The organism is Bradyrhizobium sp. NAS80.1, assembly GCF_001908205.1.
Classification (GTDB): domain Bacteria; phylum Pseudomonadota; class Alphaproteobacteria; order Rhizobiales; family Xanthobacteraceae; genus Bradyrhizobium.
Window position 1 is genome coordinate 1 of record NZ_LGHL01000117.1, and the last position, 17,323, is coordinate 17,323.

14 protein-coding genes and 1 pseudogene are annotated in these 17,323 nt (G+C 64.6%); 5 read left to right on the forward strand and 10 right to left on the reverse strand.

The window, feature by feature from the left end; all coding sequences use genetic code 11:
• Nucleotides 1-249: 249 nt before the first annotated feature.
• Nucleotides 250-3,061: pseudogene (gene ppc / locus AC629_RS25105) on the forward strand (phosphoenolpyruvate carboxylase).
• 64 nt (nucleotides 3,062-3,125) lie between these two features.
• On the opposite strand, the gene AC629_RS25110 reads toward ppc, so the two are convergent.
• The 4 genes from AC629_RS25110 to AC629_RS25125 form a co-directional block, all read right to left on the reverse strand.
• Nucleotides 3,126-4,295, reverse strand: a complete 1,170-nt coding sequence (locus AC629_RS25110; protein ID WP_143199422.1) for an SMP-30/gluconolactonase/LRE family protein — start codon at nucleotides 4,293-4,295, stop codon at nucleotides 3,126-3,128.
• A gap of 113 nt (nucleotides 4,296-4,408) precedes the next feature.
• Nucleotides 4,409-5,323, reverse strand: coding sequence for an SDR family oxidoreductase (locus AC629_RS25115; protein WP_084807620.1), 915 nt, complete (start codon nucleotides 5,321-5,323; stop codon nucleotides 4,409-4,411).
• A 159-nt stretch (nucleotides 5,324-5,482) separates the two neighbouring features.
• Complete coding sequence (locus AC629_RS25120; protein WP_084807621.1) at nucleotides 5,483-6,622, reverse strand: thiolase C-terminal domain-containing protein; 1,140 nt, start codon at nucleotides 6,620-6,622, stop codon at nucleotides 5,483-5,485.
• A 3-nt stretch (nucleotides 6,623-6,625) separates the two neighbouring features.
• A complete protein-coding gene (locus AC629_RS25125) occupies nucleotides 6,626-7,039 on the reverse strand; it encodes a Zn-ribbon domain-containing OB-fold protein (protein ID WP_084807622.1) in 414 nt (137 codons plus the stop codon).
• A gap of 192 nt (nucleotides 7,040-7,231) precedes the next feature.
• On the opposite strand from AC629_RS25125, the gene AC629_RS25130 reads away from it, so the two are divergent.
• From AC629_RS25130 to alkB, 4 genes are all read left to right on the forward strand, one after another.
• The gene (locus AC629_RS25130; RefSeq protein ID WP_084807623.1) at nucleotides 7,232-8,581 is read left to right on the forward strand and encodes an amidase; all 1,350 of its coding nucleotides are present in this window, start codon (nucleotides 7,232-7,234) and stop codon (nucleotides 8,579-8,581) included.
• Nucleotides 8,574-9,260 (forward strand): DUF2848 domain-containing protein, encoded by a 687-nt coding sequence (locus AC629_RS25135; protein ID WP_084807624.1) that lies wholly within the window; start codon nucleotides 8,574-8,576, stop codon nucleotides 9,258-9,260. The genes AC629_RS25130 and AC629_RS25135 overlap by 8 nt, the downstream gene beginning before the upstream one ends.
• Before the next feature lie 116 nt (nucleotides 9,261-9,376).
• Nucleotides 9,377-10,126, forward strand: a complete 750-nt coding sequence (locus tag AC629_RS25140) for a 2OG-Fe(II) oxygenase (RefSeq protein WP_084807625.1) — start codon at nucleotides 9,377-9,379, stop codon at nucleotides 10,124-10,126.
• Between the two features lie 9 nt (nucleotides 10,127-10,135).
• Nucleotides 10,136-10,789: a DNA oxidative demethylase AlkB gene (gene alkB, locus AC629_RS25145; protein ID WP_084807626.1), complete on the forward strand. Its 654-nt coding sequence runs from the start codon at nucleotides 10,136-10,138 to the stop codon at nucleotides 10,787-10,789.
• 130 nt (nucleotides 10,790-10,919) lie between these two features.
• On the opposite strand, the gene AC629_RS25150 is transcribed toward alkB, so the two are convergent.
• From AC629_RS25150 to hpaH, 6 genes are all read right to left on the reverse strand, one after another.
• Entirely contained in the window at nucleotides 10,920-12,545 is a 1,626-nt protein-coding gene (locus AC629_RS25150) for a thiamine pyrophosphate-dependent enzyme (protein ID WP_084807627.1), read from the reverse strand.
• A gap of 26 nt (nucleotides 12,546-12,571) precedes the next feature.
• Nucleotides 12,572-13,441, reverse strand: a complete 870-nt coding sequence (locus AC629_RS25155) for a fumarylacetoacetate hydrolase family protein (RefSeq protein ID WP_084807628.1) — start codon at nucleotides 13,439-13,441, stop codon at nucleotides 12,572-12,574.
• A 3-nt stretch (nucleotides 13,442-13,444) separates the two neighbouring features.
• Nucleotides 13,445-14,428: a 3,4-dihydroxyphenylacetate 2,3-dioxygenase gene (gene hpaD, locus AC629_RS25160; protein WP_084807629.1), complete on the reverse strand. Its 984-nt coding sequence runs from the start codon at nucleotides 14,426-14,428 to the stop codon at nucleotides 13,445-13,447.
• Between the two features lie 118 nt (nucleotides 14,429-14,546).
• A complete protein-coding gene (hpaE, locus tag AC629_RS25165; RefSeq protein ID WP_084807630.1) occupies nucleotides 14,547-16,085 on the reverse strand; it encodes a 5-carboxymethyl-2-hydroxymuconate semialdehyde dehydrogenase in 1,539 nt (512 codons plus the stop codon).
• The gene (locus tag AC629_RS25170) at nucleotides 16,078-16,476 is read right to left on the reverse strand and encodes a 5-carboxymethyl-2-hydroxymuconate Delta-isomerase (protein ID WP_084807631.1); all 399 of its coding nucleotides are present in this window, start codon (nucleotides 16,474-16,476) and stop codon (nucleotides 16,078-16,080) included. The genes hpaE and AC629_RS25170 overlap by 8 nt, the downstream gene beginning before the upstream one ends.
• Nucleotides 16,477-16,502: 26 nt before the next feature.
• Nucleotides 16,503-17,309: a 2-oxo-hept-4-ene-1,7-dioate hydratase gene (gene hpaH / locus AC629_RS25175; RefSeq protein WP_084807632.1), complete on the reverse strand. Its 807-nt coding sequence runs from the start codon at nucleotides 17,307-17,309 to the stop codon at nucleotides 16,503-16,505.
• Nucleotides 17,310-17,323 lie beyond the last annotated feature (14 nt).

The following is a 17,323-nucleotide window of genomic DNA, read 5'->3' on the forward strand; positions in this document are numbered from 1 at the left end:
CCGACGACATCCTTGCTTCCATCGAGCGCTTCTGTCGTTACAATGCCCCCGCAAAACACGACCCAATGCTGCGAACTTCTGGTTCAGGACACTAGCGCCGAAGAGGGGCGATAACCTCGCGGCGTTCGCCAGCGCGACAGCGCAGGGAAGGCCGAGCCGAAGGTCAGTGTGCGCTGCGTCCAAGTTCATCTTGCGCTGCGGCAAAAAACTTGCACACTCGGACGATCCGGGCAGCTTTGGGAGCGAGCCATGTCCCTCCAGACCGTACCGTCCGATGCCGCTGAGCAGCACCCCAACCGCCCTGAAGACGTTCAGGCGCTGGAAGCGGATGCGCGGCTGCGGGACGATATCCGCCTGCTCGGGCGTATCCTGGGCGACACAGTGCGCGACCAGGAAGGCGCCGACGTGTTCGACCTGGTCGAGCGCATCCGGCAGACCTCGATCCGGTTCCACCGCGACGAGGACCGGCTTGCCCGTCGCGAGCTCGAACAGATCCTCGACAGCATGTCGACCTCGGACACGGTGCGGATCGTCCGTGCCTTCAGCTATTTCTCCCACCTCGCCAACATCGCCGAGGACCAGAACAACATCCGCCAGATGCGCGCCCGCGCCACCGGCAAGGAGACCGGGGCGCGTGGCGGCTCCGGCGTGCTGGCGGAAACGCTTGCCCACGCCAGGGACGCGGGGATCAGCTCCGATGCGCTGCGCAGCTTCTTCAAGACCGCGCTTGTCAGCCCGGTCCTGACCGCGCACCCGACCGAGGTGCGCCGCAAGAGCACCATGGACCGCGAGATGGAGGTCGCTAGCCTGCTCGACCGCCGCGAACGCGTCGCGCTGACCGCGGACGAGGCGGCAGCCAGCGACGAGCAGCTTCGCCGCGAGGTGCTGACGCTATGGCAGACCAATCTCCTGCGCCGGACAAAGCTCACCGTGCTCGACGAAGTCGCCAACGGCCTGTCGTTCTATGACTACACGTTCCTGCGCGAGGTACCGCGGCTGGTCAACGTGCTGGAGGACCGGCTGGAGGAGGGCGGCGAGCAGGCCGCCGGCGAACTCGCCTCGTTCCTGCGCATGGGAAGCTGGATCGGCGGCGATCGCGACGGCAATCCCTTCGTCACCGCCGACGTGATGCGCGGCACGCTGCGGCTGCAGTCGAGCCGGGTGATGCAGTTCTACCTCGAAGAGCTGCACGTGCTCGGCTCGGAACTGTCGATCGCGGCCCATCTCGCCGACGTCTCCGAGGAGCTGCGTAACCTGGCTGAGCGCTCGCCGGATACCTCGCCGCACCGGAGCGGCGAGCCTTACCGCCTCGCGGTCTCCGGCATCTATGCGCGCCTGACGGCGACGGCCGAAAAGCTCGAGGTCGAGATCACGCGCCGACCCGTCGGCAAGGGCAGGCCTTACGAGACCGTCAAGGAGCTGCAGGCCGATCTCGACGTGCTGTACCGCTCGCTGATCTCCAACAACGCCCGCGTCATCGCCCGCGGCCGGTTGCGGCAGCTCCGCCGCGCGGTGGACTGTTTCGGCTTCCACCTGGCGCGGCTCGACATCCGCCAGAATTCGGCCGTGCACGAGCGGACCATCGCCGAGTTGATGGATGCCGCCAATCCGGGCATGTCCTATCTCGCGCTCGGCGAGGAGGCGCGCATCTCGCTGCTCACCAACGAATTGCGCAGCCCGCGCGCGCTGGTCTCCCCGTTCGTCAAATACAGCGACGAGACGATGGGCGAGCTCAACGTCTTCCATGCCGCCGCGGAGGCGCATGCGAGGTTCGGCTCGGATGCCATCCCCCCAATGTATCATCTCGATGTGCAAGGGCATGTCCGACATGCTCGAGGTCGCGGTGCTGTTGAAGGAAGTCGGCCTCGTCCATCCCTCCGGGCGCAGCTCCATCAACATCGTGCCGCTGTTCGAGACCATCGAGGATCTGCAGGCATCTTCCGGCATCATGGACCGCATGCTGTCGCTGCACGATTATCGCCGCCTCGTCGACAGCCGCGGCAGCGTGCAGGAAGTCATGCTGGGCTATTCCGACAGCAACAAGGATGGCGGCTTCGTCACCTCCGGCTGGGAGCTCTACAAGGCCGAGATCGGACTCGTCGAAGTGTTCGAGCGTCACGGCGTGCGGCTACGCCTGTTCCACGGCCGCGGCGGCTCCGTCGGCCGCGGCGGCGGTCCGAGCTATGATGCCATCATCGCGCAGCCCGGCGGGGCCGTGAACGGCCAGATCCGCATCACCGAGCAGGGCGAGATCATCTCGTCGAAATACTCCAACGCCGAAGTCGGCCGCAACAATCTCGAGATCCTTGCGGCCGCGACGCTGGAGGCGAGCCTCCTGCATCCGCGCCAGAGCGCGCCGCGCCGCGAATATCTGACCGCGATGGACGAATTGTCGAACCTCGCCTTCAAGGCCTATCGCGGCCTCGTCTACGAGACCGACGGCTTCGTCGATTACTTCTGGGCCTCGACGGTCATCAATGAGATCGCGACGCTGAATATCGGCAGCCGTCCGGCCTCGCGCAAGAAGACCCGCGCGATCGAGGACCTTCGCGCGATTCCCTGGGTGTTTTCCTGGGCGCAGTGCCGCCTGATGTTGCCGGGCTGGTATGGTTTTGGTAGCGCGGTGGAGCAATGGATCGCTGCACATCCAGACAAGGGCATGCCGTTCCTGAAAGAGCTTTACAGGGAATGGCCGTTCTTCCGCATGTTGCTCTCGAACATGGACATGGTGCTCGCCAAAAGCTCGATCGCGATCGCCTCGCGCTATGCCGAGCTCGTGCCGGACGAAGCTCTGCGCGAAAAAATCTTCGGCCGTATCCGCCGCGAATGGCATTCCTGTATCGAGACGCTGCTGGACATCATGGGCCAGGATCGGCTGCTCCAGGGCAACCCGCTGCTCGAGCGTTCGGTACGCCACCGCTTCCCGTATCTGGATCCGCTCAACCACGTTCAGGTCGAGCTGCTCAAAGAGTACCGCGCGCAGAACCCGGACGAGCAGGTGCTGCGCGGGATTCAGCTCACCATCAACGGCATCTCGGCGGGGTTGAGGAATACGGGTTGAGGGGACGAGTAGCGAACAGAAGGGCGTGCCGCCAACTATTCGCTACTCCCCACTCGCTATTCGCTCATGGCTTCATTGCGCCCTGTACACTCGTGTAGACGGCGTAGAGCGAACTCGAGCCGCAGATGTACAGTCGATTTCGCTGCTGGCCGCCGAAGCAGAGGTTGGCGACGGTTTCCGGAATGTGAATCTTGCCGAGCAGCTCACCCTCCGGACTGTAGCACCGCACGCCGTCTTCATTCGGATCGCCCCAACCGACGGAGCACCAAACACGCCCGGCTGTGTCAGTTCGCAATCCGTCGGTAATGCTGGGCTTTGGCATTTCCGCAAAGACCTTGCCGTTCGATATCTTTCCGCCCGCGACATCAAGGTCGAACACGCGGATATGCGACGGGTTCTCCGGCCCGTCCGTAAAGCCGGTGTCGATGACATAGAGCTTCTTCTCGTCGGGCGAAGCCGCAATGCCGTTGGGCTCCACGAAATCGTCGACAACAACCTTGATGTCTCCGGATTTCGGATCCACCCGGTAGACGTTGTGCTTTTCCTGCTCAGGATCGGCCTTGACGCCCTCATAAAAGCCGCCGATGCCGTAGACCGGATCGGTAAACCAGATCGCGCCATCGGAGGTGACGATCGCATCATTCGGCGAATTTAGCTTCTTGCCGTTAAACTTGTCGGCAATGATGGTGACCGAGCCGTCGAGTTCGGTGCGGGTGACGCGTCGGCCGGAATGTTCGCAAGTGATCAGGCGCCCTTCGCGATCGATGGTGTTGCCGTTCGAGTTCATCGATGGCTGCCGGTATACGCTCAGGTGACCGTCATCTTCCGAGAAGCGCATGATGCGGTTGTTGGGAATGTCGCTGAACAGCACGTATCGGCCGGCCGCGAAGTAGACGGGACCCTCGGCCCAGCGCATGCCGGTTGCGACGCGCTCAACTGCCATGGTGCCCGCGAAGGCGGGGAAACCGGGGGGGCCGAACGTTGGCGGTCCTCCCTTCCTGGCGGATTCCAGGTGGGAGTCCGGGTAGCGGCTACCGGGAAGTGGTCCCAAGGGTAATGGCGCCGTCGACCTCGTCGGAGTGCCGGTCTGGCCGAATGGCGCGACGGAGGCCGCCAGGGCTGCGTTCATTGAGACGCCCGTCGCGGCTACTGCAGCCGCCGCGCCCTTCAGAAGGGTGCGGCGCCCGAGGCAAGGCTTGTCAGTATCGGTAGAAATGGTCAGTAATTTTGTCATAGTCACCTCCCATTTTTTGTTGGAAGGAAACCATTCGCCCGCAATCGGGCGTAATGCGGGCGATCTCTGGTGAGCAACCAGAGATCGCAGCGCAACACTAGCCGGAAAGCCGTTTAGACGGGATCCCAGGGGAAGATGTCGGCGGATCGGTCGAGCTTGTAGAACGAGCCCTTCAGTGCGGGCATGCCGTGTTCCGCGATCGATTGCGGCGTCCAGCCTTCGCTTCGGTGCACGGAGCGCAGCGGGCGATTTTGGCTGAACAGGAACAGCTCATTCATGCGCGCGCCGAAGATCTGCCCGCTGACGTCCTTGGCGGCATCGGAGAGCAGATAGGCGCAGATCGGCGCGATCTTTTCCGGTCCCATCTGCTTGATCTTCTCGACACGCGCTTTTTCGGCTTCGGTCTCGGTCGGGATGGTGCCGATCATGCGGGTCCAGGCGAACGGCGAGACGCAGTTGGAGCGGACGTTGAAGCGGCCCATGTCGAGCGCGATCGACTTCGACAGGCCGACGATGCCGAGCTTGGCGGCCGCGTAGTTGGCCTGGCCAAAGTTGCCGATCAGGCCCGAGGTCGAGGTGAAGTGCACGAAGGAGCCGCTCTCCTGCTCGCGGAAAATCCGCGCCGCAGCGTGCGAAACGTAGAACGAGCCCATCAAATGGACTTTGATGACGGCCTCGAAAGCTTCCACACTCATCTTGTGGAAGATCATGTCGCGCAGGATGCCGGCATTGTTGACGACGCCGTCGAGCCGGCCGAAATGATCGGTCGCGGTCTTCACGATCTTGCTTGCGGGGATCGCTTCCGCCACCGACTCGAAATTGGCGACTGCGGTGCCGCCGCGCTTCTTGATCTCCTCGACGACTTCCTCAGCGGGCGTGGCGCTCGAACCGGCGCCGTCGGCGGCGCCGCCGGGATCGTTGACGACGACCTTGGCGCCCTCCGCCGCGCAGAGCAGCGCGATCTCGCGCCCGATGCCGCGGCCTGCGCCGGTGACGATGATGACCTTGTCCTGCAGTGATTTTGTCATTTGGGTTCTCCGCTATCCGTTCCAAATTCCGCCGTCATTCCGGGGCGCGCCTCTTGGCGCGAGCTATGATGCGCAATTGCGCATCTGAGAATCCATACTCCCGATCGTGGTTATGGATTCCGGGCCTGCGCCTTCGGCGCATCCCCGAATGACAAGTCTCTACCTCTCGTTCGTGAACACGATCGTGCCTGACGCGGCGAACATGCCGCCGACGCCGTGGCACACCGAAATCTTCGCGTTGGCTACCTGTGCCGGCGCGATGCCGCGCATCTGGCGCACGCTTTCCTGAAGCGCGTACATGCCGTACATGCCGGAATGCATGTAGCTCAATCCGCCGCCGTTGGTGTTGAGCGGCAGCTTGCCGCCGGGCCGCGTGTTGCCGTCGGCGATGAACTTGCCGGTCTCCTCATGCGGCATGAAGCCGAGGTCGCCGAGGCCGAACAACGGCAGATGCGCAAAGGCATCGTAGATCATGAGATGGTCGACGTCCTTGTGCGCGATGCCGGCCTCCTTGAAGGCCAGGGGCCCTGCGGTCTTGAAAGCGCGCGAGGAGTTGAACGTCTCCATCTGGCTGACCATCGGGGTCTCCACGCTTTCGCCGGTGCCCATGATGTAGACGGGCTTGCGGGGAAAGTCCTTGGCGCGGTCGGCTGAGGTCAGGATCAGTGCGCCTCCGCCGTCGGTGACGAGGCAGCACTGCAGCAGGCGGAACGGATAGGCGATCATGCGCGAGTTCAGCACGTCGGCGACCGTGATCGGGTCCTTCATCATCGCGCGCGGATTCTTCGCCGCCCATTCGCGCTGCACCACGGCAACCGAGGCCAGCTGCTCGTGCGTGATGCCGTAGGTCTTCATGAAGCGCAGCACGGGGATCGGGAACATGCTGGGCGGCCCGTAGACGCCGTAGGGCGCCTCGAACTGGCCTTGCAGGCTGTCGGCGGGGATCGAACGCGGCAGCTTGCCGATCATCGACTTGCCGCTCTCGGCGTGGGTGATCAGCACGGTCTTGCACAGTCCGGCCTCGATCGCCGCGGCGGCATGGCGAACGTGCAGCATGAAGGAGCAGCCGCCGACCGAGGTGCCGTCCACCCAGGTCGGCTTGATGCCGAGATAGTGGCAGACCTGCTGCGGCGTTTCGACCGCGGTGGCGAAGCCGTCGATATCGGACAGCTTCAGCCCGGCATCGGCGATGGCATTGAGCGCCGCATCCGCGTGAAGCTGGAGCTGCGACATATTGGGGATGACGCCGAGCTCGGTGGTCTCGGCCGCGCCGACGACGGCAACCTGGTTTCTGCGCATGGATTACCCCTGCGCCGGACGGAACACGGGGAGGGGGATCTTGTCGTCGAGCTCCTGGAAGGCGACCTCGAGCTTCATGTCGAGCTCGAGCGCTTCCGGGGTCTGCGGGCAGTCGATGATGTTGCTCATCATCCGCGGCCCCTCGTCCAGCTCGACCACCGCGATCGCGTAAGGCGGCGTGAAGCCGGGCGCGGCGGGACGGTGGTTGATCACGTAGCTGTAGAGGAAGCCCTTGCCACTCGCCTTGAACGTGCTGACCTTGCGCGAGGCGCAGGACGGGCAGAACGGGCGCGGCGGGAAGTAGACATGTGCGCACGCGTCGCAGCGCTGCAGGCGCAATTCGCCCGCTTTGGTGCCATCCCAGAAATGCTGGGTTTCCGGCGTAGGTTTTGGTCGCGCGCGCTGCGGTTCGGCCATGTCTGCAGGTCCTCCCAGAGCCAACTTGCCAAGTGGCAGGCTTCTCGCCCGCCTGTTTCGATCTTGATGCGACAATCGACCATGGCGCGTCAACGGTCCAGCAATGCACATGCATGCCATCATGCGCACAATGCTTGTGTCGAACTGAGGCAGCGCTATAGATTGCGCGCGCCAATATTCCGTGAGACAGACATGCCCAATTTTCCGACACTGGCGAAGCTCGCCGACGACCTCGAAAGCGGCCGCGCCACCTCCCGTAAGCTGGCCGAGGCGTGTATCGCCAAGATCGCCGATCCCGCCGGCGAGGGCCAGCGCACCTTCATCCACGTCGACAAGGACGCCGCACTCGCGGCTGCGGATGCGATGGACGGCTTGCGCAAGGCCAAGGCCGCGCCGTCGCGCTATGCTGGTATTCCGATCTCGATCAAGGATCTCTTCGATATCAAGGGCCAGGTGACCCGCGCCGGCTCCCGCGCGCTCGACGACTCTCCGCCGGCCGAGCATGATGCCGTCACTGTCGCGCGGCTGCGCAAGGCCGGTTTCGTCGTGATTGGCCGGACCAACATGACCGAGTTCGCCTATTCCGGCATCGGCATCAATCCGCATTATGGCACGCCGAAGGGCATCTGGAACCGGGCCGCGGGCCACGTGCCCGGCGGCTCGTCCTCGGGCGCCGCAGTCTCCGTGCTCGACGGGATGGCCCACGGCGCGCTCGGCACCGACACCGGCGGCTCCTGCCGCATCCCGGCCGCCTTCAACGGCATTGTCGGCTACAAGCCGACGCAGCGGCGCGTGCCGCTCGACGGCTCGGTGCCGCTGTCGTTCTCGCTCGACAGCATCGGGCCGCTGGCGCGATCGGTCAGTTGCTGTGCCATACTCGATGCAGTGCTCGCGAATGAGCCGATCGTTCCGCTAAAGCCGCGGCCTGTGAAGGGCATGCGGCTGGCGGTGCCGACCACGATCGCGCTTGACGATCTCGACGCAGCCGTGGCCGAGACGTTCGAGCGTGCGCTGAAGACGCTCGCCGACCACGGCGCGATCATCGAGCGCATCGAGATGGCGGAATTCCACGACATCGGCCCGATGAATGCCAAGGGCGGCTTTGCTGCGGCCGAGAGCTTTGCGTGGCATCGCTACCTCATCACGTCAAAGGGCGACGTCTACGATCCCAGAGTCGCCGTGCGCATCATGCGCGGTGAGGCGCAGAGCGCGGCCGACTACATCGATCTCCTCAACGAGCGCCGCTCGCTGATCGCCCGCGTCAACGCGCGGATCGCGCCTTATGACGCGCTGGTTATGCCGACCACGCCCAACACGCCTCCGAAAATCGCCGACCTCGCCGATGACAAGGCATTCGCTCACGAGAACGTCCGCGCCTTGCGCAATTGCAGCCTGATCAACATGATCGACGGCTGCGCCATCTCACTCCCTGCGCATCGCGAAGGCGATGTTCCCGTCGGCCTCATGCTCGCGGGTGCGGGCGGATCCGATCGTCGTATTTTCGAACTTGCTGCCGGCATGGAGGCCGTCATCCGTGTTTGACCTTGCTTTCACCGTCGATGCCCAAGACACCACAACGCCGCTGACGCTGGCGATCAATCAGGCGGTCATCGCAGGCTGGACCGGCCGCGATCCCGTCGCGCGCGACAAGCACATCGCGGAGCTCGAGGCCGTCGGCATCGCCCGGCCGGCCTCGACACCGATCTACTATCGCGCCTCGGCGCGGCGGCTGACCACCGAAGACAGCATCGAGTGCTGCGGCGGCGATTCCAGCGGCGAGGTCGAGTTCGTGCTGATCGGCTGGCAGGGCCGCATCTTCGTCGGCTGCGGTTCCGACCATACCGACCGCAAGGTCGAGGCCTACAACGTCACCGTCTCCAAGCAGATGTGCGACAAGCCGATTGCTTCGACGCTGTGGGAGCTCGAGGACGTGATCGGCCATTGGGACAAGATGATCCTGCGCTCCTACGCCTGGATCAAGGGCGAGCGCGTGCTCTACCAGGAAGGCACGCTGGACGCGATGCTGCCGGTCGACGATCTCATCGCGCGCGGTTTTCCGGACAAGAAGCTGCCCGACGGCTGCGCCATGTTCGGCGGCACATTCGCCGCCAAGGGCGGCATCCGCCCCGCCGACCGCTTCGAGTTCGAGCTTGAGGACCCCGTGCTGAAGCGGACGATCAAGCACGCCTATGACGTGGTGACGCTGCCGGTGCTGGGCTAGGTTCCCGCACGGAAATCGGGTGGTTGTAGCCGCCGCGATCTGCGACACCCACCTCCGTCATTCCGGGCTCGCGACTTCGTCGCCCCCGGAATGACGGACGTGGATAGGATGATGCTATGGCAATCGCGAAACGTGCTCCCGCTGCTGTCAATGACGCGGTCGACCTCGCCTCCCACGTCGAAGCCCTCGACTGGCCTCAAATCAGCAGCGAACTCGACTCCCAGGGCTGCGCCGTCCTCAAAGGGCTGCTGACGCCGGATCAATCTCGCGCCGTCGCCGAACTCTATCCGGACGACGCAAACTTCCGCAGCCGCATCGTCATGGGCCGCCATGGTTTTGGCCGCGGCGAGTACAAATACTTCTCCTATCCGCTGCCCGACCTGATCGCGCAGTTGCGTCCAGCGCTGTACGAGCATCTCCAGGGTGTCGCCAATCGCTGGAACGAGGCGATGGGGATCGACATCCGCTATCCCCATGGGCACGCGGCGTTCCTGAAGCGTTGCCACGAGGCAGGCCAGGGGCGGCCGACGCCGCTGTTGCTGCAATACGAGGCCGGCGACTACAATTGCCTGCACCAGGACCTCTATGGCGAGCACGTGTTTCCGCTCCAGGTCGCGATCCTTCTGTCCGAGCCGGGGCGCGATTTCACCGGCGGCGAGTTCGTGCTGACCGAGCAGCGCCCGCGCATGCAATCCCGCGCCGAGGTCGTGCCGCTAAAGCAGGGCGACGCAGTCGCCTTCGCTGTGCACCATCGCCCGGTTCAGGGGACACGCGGCACCTACCGCGTTAATCTGCGCCATGGTGTCAGCCGGATCAGGTCCGGCCAGCGCCACACGTTGGGTATGATCTTTCATGACGCTAAATGAGCTCTGCGATTGACCGGTGATCTGTTCGACACTGTCGCCGAGGCGCAGCCGTCGCGCGAGGACATCGCCGATGGCGCCGTGCTGCTGCGCGGCTTCGTCAAGCCGATCGAGAACGATCTGATCGCCGCCGTGCGCGCCATCGTGGCGCAATCGCCGTTCCGCCGCATGACCACACCCGGCGGCTACCAGATGTCGGTGGCCATGACCAATTGCGGCGAGCGTGGCTGGATGACCGATCACACCGGCTATCGCTATGATCCCATCGATCCGCGATCCGGTGCGCCGTGGCCCGCGATGCCGCCCGTGTTCCGCGATCTGGCCCGGCGCGCGGCGGAGCAGGGCGGTTTCACCGGCTTTGCGCCCGATGCGTGCCTCGTCAATCGCTACGAGCCCGGCACGCGGCTGTCGCTGCATCAGGACAAGGACGAGCTGGACTATTCAGCGCCGATCGTCTCGGTCTCGCTCGGACTGCCCGCGACGTTCCTGTTCGGCGGCCTGGCGCGAAGCGACAAGCCGCGCCGCTTCCGGCTCGTCCATGGCGATGTCGTGGTCTGGGGCGGGCCTTCCCGGCTCGCCTATCACGGCGTCGCGCCGCTCGCCGACGGCGAGCACGCGCTGCTCGGGCGGAAACGGATCAATCTGACGTTCCGACAGACGCGCTGACCCTTCTCGTCATTCCGGAATGCGCCGTAAGGCGCAGGCCCGGATCCATATTCCCGATCATGGTTATGGATTCTCAGATGCGCAATTGCGCATCATAGCTCGCGCTACGCGCGCCCCGGAATGACAAAAACTACGGCTTCGGCGGGTGAATGAACGCCCAGGGACTGACTTCGGAATCCCGCGTCACCTCGACCGAGATCAGATACGGCCCGCCATGCGCGAGCGCCTTCTCCATCGCCGCCTTGAACCGATCGGGTGCAGTGACGCGCGCAGCCGCAACGCCGAAGGACTCCGCAAGCTTGACGAAATCCGGATTGACGAGATCCGACGCCACCACGCGGCCGTCAAAGCGTTCGCGCTGGTCGCGGCGGACATTGCCATAGGCATTGTTGTTGAACACCAGCGTCACCACGCCGATGTTGAACTGCACGGCGGTGGCGAGCTCCTGCACGCCGAACATGAAACCGCCGTCGCCGGTGATCGCCACCACCGGCTTGTCGGGGTTCGCCACCTTTGCGCCGAGCGCGGTCGGGAAGCCCGAGCCGAGCGTGCCCTGATAGCCCGAGGTGATGAAAGTGCGCGGCTCGTAGATCGGGAAGCCATACCAGGAGGCGAAGCCGAACTGCGACAATTCATCTGTCACGATCGCGTTGGCCGGCAGGACCTCGCGCAGGATGTTGAGATACGCCATCTGTGGCTGGATGCGCTGGATCTCTTGTTGGGCGACCGCAGTGGCCTCGCGGATCGCCGCGCGGCGTCCGGCGGTCTTGCTGTAACCGGCCTTGCGCACGGCGGCGGCGAGATCGGCGGTCGCGGCCTTGGCATCGCCGATGATCGCGGTGTCGGAGATGAAGCGTCGCATCTCGACCGGATCGATGTCGATGCGGATGCTCTTCAGGCCATCGGGGCGATACGGCCAGCGCGACATGGTCGGCAGCTCCAGCCGCGAGCCGATACCGATCATGAGATCGGTGTTCGGCCAGAGCTTGTAGGCCGCGGCCATGGTCAGGCCGAGTTCATGCGCGTTGGAGACGATGCCGCGGCCGCTGCGGAAGGCCACAACGGGAGCATCGATCATCTCGGCGAGCTCAAGGATCTCCTCGCGCGCCTCGATCGCGCCGCTGCCGACGAAGATCATCGGTGCCTTGCTATTCTTGATGAGCGCGGCCGCTTGTTTGACCATGTCAGGATCGGGCTGCGGCGCGGGCAGTGGCTCTAGCACCTGGGCGGCGGCCGTGTCGGCGCGCTGGGTGAAGACATCCCAGGGCATTTCGACCGACGCGGGCCCGCGACGACCGGACGTCATCTCCTGGAAGGCGCGCGCCACGACCGTCGGCGCGTTGCCGGGATATTCGATGCGATCGGCCCATTTCACATAGGTGCGCAAGGTCGCGAGCTGATCCGGCATCTCGTGGAGATGGCCGCGTCCCTTGCCCAGGAACTGCGTCGGCACCTGGCCTGTGACGCACAGCACCGGCTCGTTGCCGCCGAAAGCCGTGAGCAGCGCTGCGCTGGCGTTGAGTACGCCGGGACCGGGCACCACGCTGAACACGCCAGGCTTGCCGCTGGAGCGCGCATAGCCGAACGCCATGTAGCCGCAGGCCTGCTCGTGCCGCGCGCCGATGACCTTGAGCTGGGCCTGGTGGAAGGCGTCGAACAGGCCATAGACCTGTGCGCCGGGGAGGCCGAACACGGTATCGACGCCGTGGGCGACAAGCCCGCTTACAATCGCTTCGCCGCCGGTGAGGGTGGTCATTGAATCATTCCACTTCAATTGTTGTCTTAGGCTTCGTCGACGACGCCGTTGCGCAAGCTGCCGATGCCTTCGGCCTCGATCTCGATGACATCGCCCGGCTTCAGGTACCGCGGCGGATCGAACCGCGCACCGGCTCCGGTCGGCGTGCCCGTGACGATGATGTCGCCGGGGACGAGTGTTGCGAAGGTCGAGATGTAGCTGATGAGGTAGCGGAACGGGAATATCAACCGGCTGGTCCGGTCATCTTGCCGCAGCTCGCCGTTGACATGCGTGGTGAGGCGGATGTCGGCGATCTGCGATTCCCTTGTGTAGGGAACGAGCCACGGTCCCAGGCTGCCGCTGGAATCAAAATTCTTGCCCTGCGTGACGTTGAACTTGGCGTGGCGCAGCCAGTCGCGCACCGAGCCTTCGTTGCAAAGGGTCAGCGCTGCGATGTGATCGAGCGCTGTGCTTTCCGGGATGTGCCGGCCGGACTTGCCGATCACCAGCACGATCTCGCCCTCGTAGTCGAGCTGCACTGATGCGCGCGGGCGCACCAGTGGCGTGTCGTGCCCGACGAAGGAGCGAGGCGAGCGCATGAACATGCTCGGATATTTCGGCGCGTCCTGGCCATCCTTGTACTCGGCGTTGCGGTCTGGGTAGTTGACGCCGATGCAGATGATCTTTTCCGGCGCGGGCACCGGCGGCAGCCAGGTGAGGTCGCTGATCGCATGGTCCGGCGCGCGGCCGGCGGCTTCTTCGGAAAGGCTTCCGAGCTTGCCGGCCGCGATCACCTCGCGCAGCGTCGGATAGTCCCTGGCGTGGCGGGCAGAGAGATCGACGATGCCGCCGTCGACGACGGCACCGTAGCGGACCTCACCCTTGACGGAATAGGTCGCGAGACGAGGGAGAGACATCGCTCAGTCCGCCACCAGCACGTCGGCCACGAATTTCGGCTCGCGCACGGCCTGGCCCGTGAAAGGCGAGCCCTGCTCGAACCAGGACCGCGGCGCCGGTGCACCCCACAGCGTCTGGCGGCGTGGATCGCGCAGCGACCAGCGCAGCGGCTCATGGTCGTGATCGCCGGTGAAATAGTCGCTGGTGTAGAGCTCGAGACGGTGTCCATCAGGATCGCGCACGTAGAGGAAGAACGCGTTCGAGATGCCGTGGCGTCCGGGGCCGCGCTCGATGTTCTTCAGGAAACCCGAGGAGGCCATCACGTCGCAGAGATGGATGATGTTCATCGCCGTCGGCGTCCAGTAGGCGAAGTGATGCAGCCGAGGGCCCTTGCCGTTGGTGATGGCGAAGTCGTGGACGTTGCCCTTGCGATGCATCCAGGCCGCCGCGATGCGTCCGTTCGGCCCGTCCTCCTCAGCATATTCGGTGAGACGGAAGCCGAGCCGCGCATAGAAGTCGACCGTGTCCTGCACCTCGGCGGCGAAGACATTGAAATGATCGAGCCGCTGCGGGTGGCAGCCCTTGTAGAGGTCGAAGCGGCGAAGCAGATGCGGCCGCCGGTCCATCGACGCGTAGAGTTCGATCTGGAAGCCGAAGGGATCGGTGAATTGCAGCGTGCGGCCCTGGAAGGGCTGGTCGACGAAGGCATAGGCGAGGCCGTTCTCGGAGAGAAACACCGCGGCCTTGTCGAGATCTCCGTCGTTGCCGACCTTGAAGCCGAGCCGGGCGCAGGCCGGCACTGCGGCCTTGCGCAGCACCAGCGAGTGATGCTGATGCTCCTCCGCGGCGCGCAGGTACACGGCGTTGTCGTCGGCGTCCTCGACATGCAGGCCGACGGTGGTCTCGTAGAACTCGCGGCTGAGCTTCAGATCGGTCACGTCAAGCACGACGTGGCTCGAACGGATGATGTTGAAGGGCGGATCGAAGACGTGTTGCGGTACCGGCATTGGGGCTCCCTCTAGGCTCGTCATCCCGGGATGTCCCGAAGGGACAGGCCCGGGATCCATAACCCCGGCTGGTGGTTATGGATTCCGGGCTCGCGCTCCGCGCGCCCGGGAATGACAATTAAATTCCCAGTTTCTGGATCTTGTGCGTGCCCCGCGCCAGCGAGACATGCTTGGTTTCCATGTAGAAGTCGAACGAATAGTCGCCGCCGTCGCGGCCGATGCCTGATGCCTTCATGCCGCCGAACGGGGTCGGCAGGTGGCGGACGTTTTCCGAGTTCAGCCAGATCATGCCGGCCTCTAACGCGTCAGCTACGCGCAGCGCGCGGCCCATGTCGTTGGTCCAGACATAGCCGGTGAGGCCATAGCGGATGTCGTTTGCGATCTCGACCGCGTCCGCCTCGTCACGGAATGGCAGCACGGTGAGGAAGGGGCCGAACACCTCTTCCTGCGCCACGCGCATCTTGCCGCTTGCGCCGGTCACCAGCGTCGGCTCGACATAATGTCCGCCGCCCGGCCCGTCATAGGCCTTGCCGCCGACCGCGATGGTCGCGCCGTCCTGGCGCGCGACGTCGAAATAGGAGCTGACCTTTGCCAGGTGCCGCTCGTGGATCAGCGGGCCGATCTCGGTCGCGGGATCGAGGGGATGACCGACCTTCAGCGCCTTCACGCGCGCGGTCAGCTTCTCGATGAATTTCTCGGCGATGTTTTGCTGGATCAGCAGGCGGCTCGAGGACGTACAGCGTTCGCCGTTGAGCGAGTAGATCATGAACACGACGGCATCGAGCGCGCGGTCGAGATCGGCGTCGTCGAACACGATCACCGGGTTCTTGCCGCCGAGCTCGAAATGCACGCGCTTCAAGGTCGGTGCCCCCTGCGTCATGATCGCCGAGCCTGTCGCGCTCTCGCCGACGAAGCCGATCGCCTTGATGGCGGGGTGCTCGGTCAGCGCCTTGCCGGCCTCTTCACCGAAACCATGAACGGTGTTGAGCACACCGTCGGGAACGCCGGCTTCCTTGACGAGCCTTGCCAGAATGGCAGCCGTCACCGGCGACCATTCGGCCGGCTTGTGCACGACGGTGCAGCCGGCAGCGAGGGCAGGGGCGATCTTCCAGGTCGAAAGCATGAACGGCGTGTTCCACGGCGTGATCACGCCGACCGGGCCGATCGGGACGCGGGTGGAGATGTTCCAGTGCTCATCGCTTGGCGTGTTGAGGCCATCGCGCGCTTCAGCGCATTTGTCGGCGAAGAAGCGGAAGTTTTCGGCGGCGCGGATCGCGGCCTTGGCCATGAAGCGATAGGCCTGGCCGGTGTCGATGCATTCGAGCACGGCGATGTCGTCGGCATTGTCCTCGATCGCGTCGGCGACGCGGTGCAGCAGCTTGCGCCGCATCGCAGGCCCCATGTCGCGCCAGGCCTTGAAGGCGAGGCTGGCGGCGGTTGCAGCGGCGTCGATGTCCTCGGCATTGCCGCGCGCGACGGTCGCGAGCGTCGCGCCGTCGACAGGCGACTTCGTCTCGAAGGTCTCGCCGGAGATCGAGGCAACGATCTTGCCGTCGATCATGTGGCCGATGCCGTCGGCGCGCAGCTCCTTCAACAGCGGCGCAACGCGGTCGCGGTTGGCCTGGAACACATCGGCTTTCGGCGTGGGCTTATCCATGGGTAGCCTCCACTTTCAGGGCGTCGTGGATGTTGTTGCGCTTCCAGCTCGTGTCCTTGTCATTGATCTGCATGTCGAACGACAAGGCGAACTTGCTGGCGGCGAAGACGGGATCGAGATGTTTGGAGAGCGCCTGGAAGACATGCTCGCCTGCCTTCTTGCGCGTCGGAAGGTCGCGGCCCTCGCCGATGCGCAGCACCATGTCGAGAAAGCCGTAGTCGTGCCGCGCGTCGGCGATCGCATAGTGCTCGCACCTGACAGCGCGGACGCGGATGCCGCCGAGCGGGAAGATGCCGGTCTCGACTGCCGCCTTGCGCACCACCTCGCACACCGTGCCGATGTCGAGGCGGCTATCGAGATTGGCCGAATATTCGATCGTGAAATGCGGCATCGCGGTTTCACTCCCTGGTTTATTCGTCAGGCGAAGTAGCAGCTCACCGAGCCATAGGCGCCATAGTCGGCCTGAATTGTGTCGCCCTTGCGGGTCTCGATCGGACGGATGAAGGAGCCGGCGAGCACGACCTGGCCGGGCTCCAGCGCAAGGCCGAGCGGTGCGATCTTGTTGGCCAGCCAGGCCACCGCAGTGGCGGGATGATTGAGCACGCCGGCGGCGAGGCCGGTTTCCTCGAGCTGGCCGTTCCTGAAACAGAGCGCGCCGATCCAGCGCAGGTCAGCCTCCAAGGGACGGATCGGCCGACCGCCAAGCACGATGCCGGCATTCGCCGCATTGTCGGCGATGGTGTCGAAGATCTTTCGCGTGGCCTTGGTTTTGGGATCGACGCGTTCGATGCGGGTATCCAAGATTTCCAGCGCCGGCACGACGAAGTCGGTGGCATTGAGCACGTCGAACATCGTGCAGTGGGGCCCAGCCAGCCGTTTGCTCATGACGAAAGCGAGTTCGGCTTCGACGCGGGTGGCGATGAAGCGCTCAGTCGGGACCAGACCGCCGTCGGCGAAGAACATGTCGTCGAGCAGCACGCCGGAATCCGGCTCGTCGATATTGAGCGCGCTCTGCATCGCCTTCGAGGTCAGGCCGATCTTGTGGCCTTTGACGGTGCGCCCCTCAGCGATCTTGACGTCGACCCAGGCCTTCTGAATCGCGTAGGCATCGGCGATGGTGATGTCGGGAAAATCCTGCGAGAGCTGCCGGATCTGCGTGCGGGTCTTCTCCGCCTGGTGCAGACGGTTCGCGCAGGCTTGGATATCGTCGTTGGAGAGCGCCATTTGTGATCTTACAA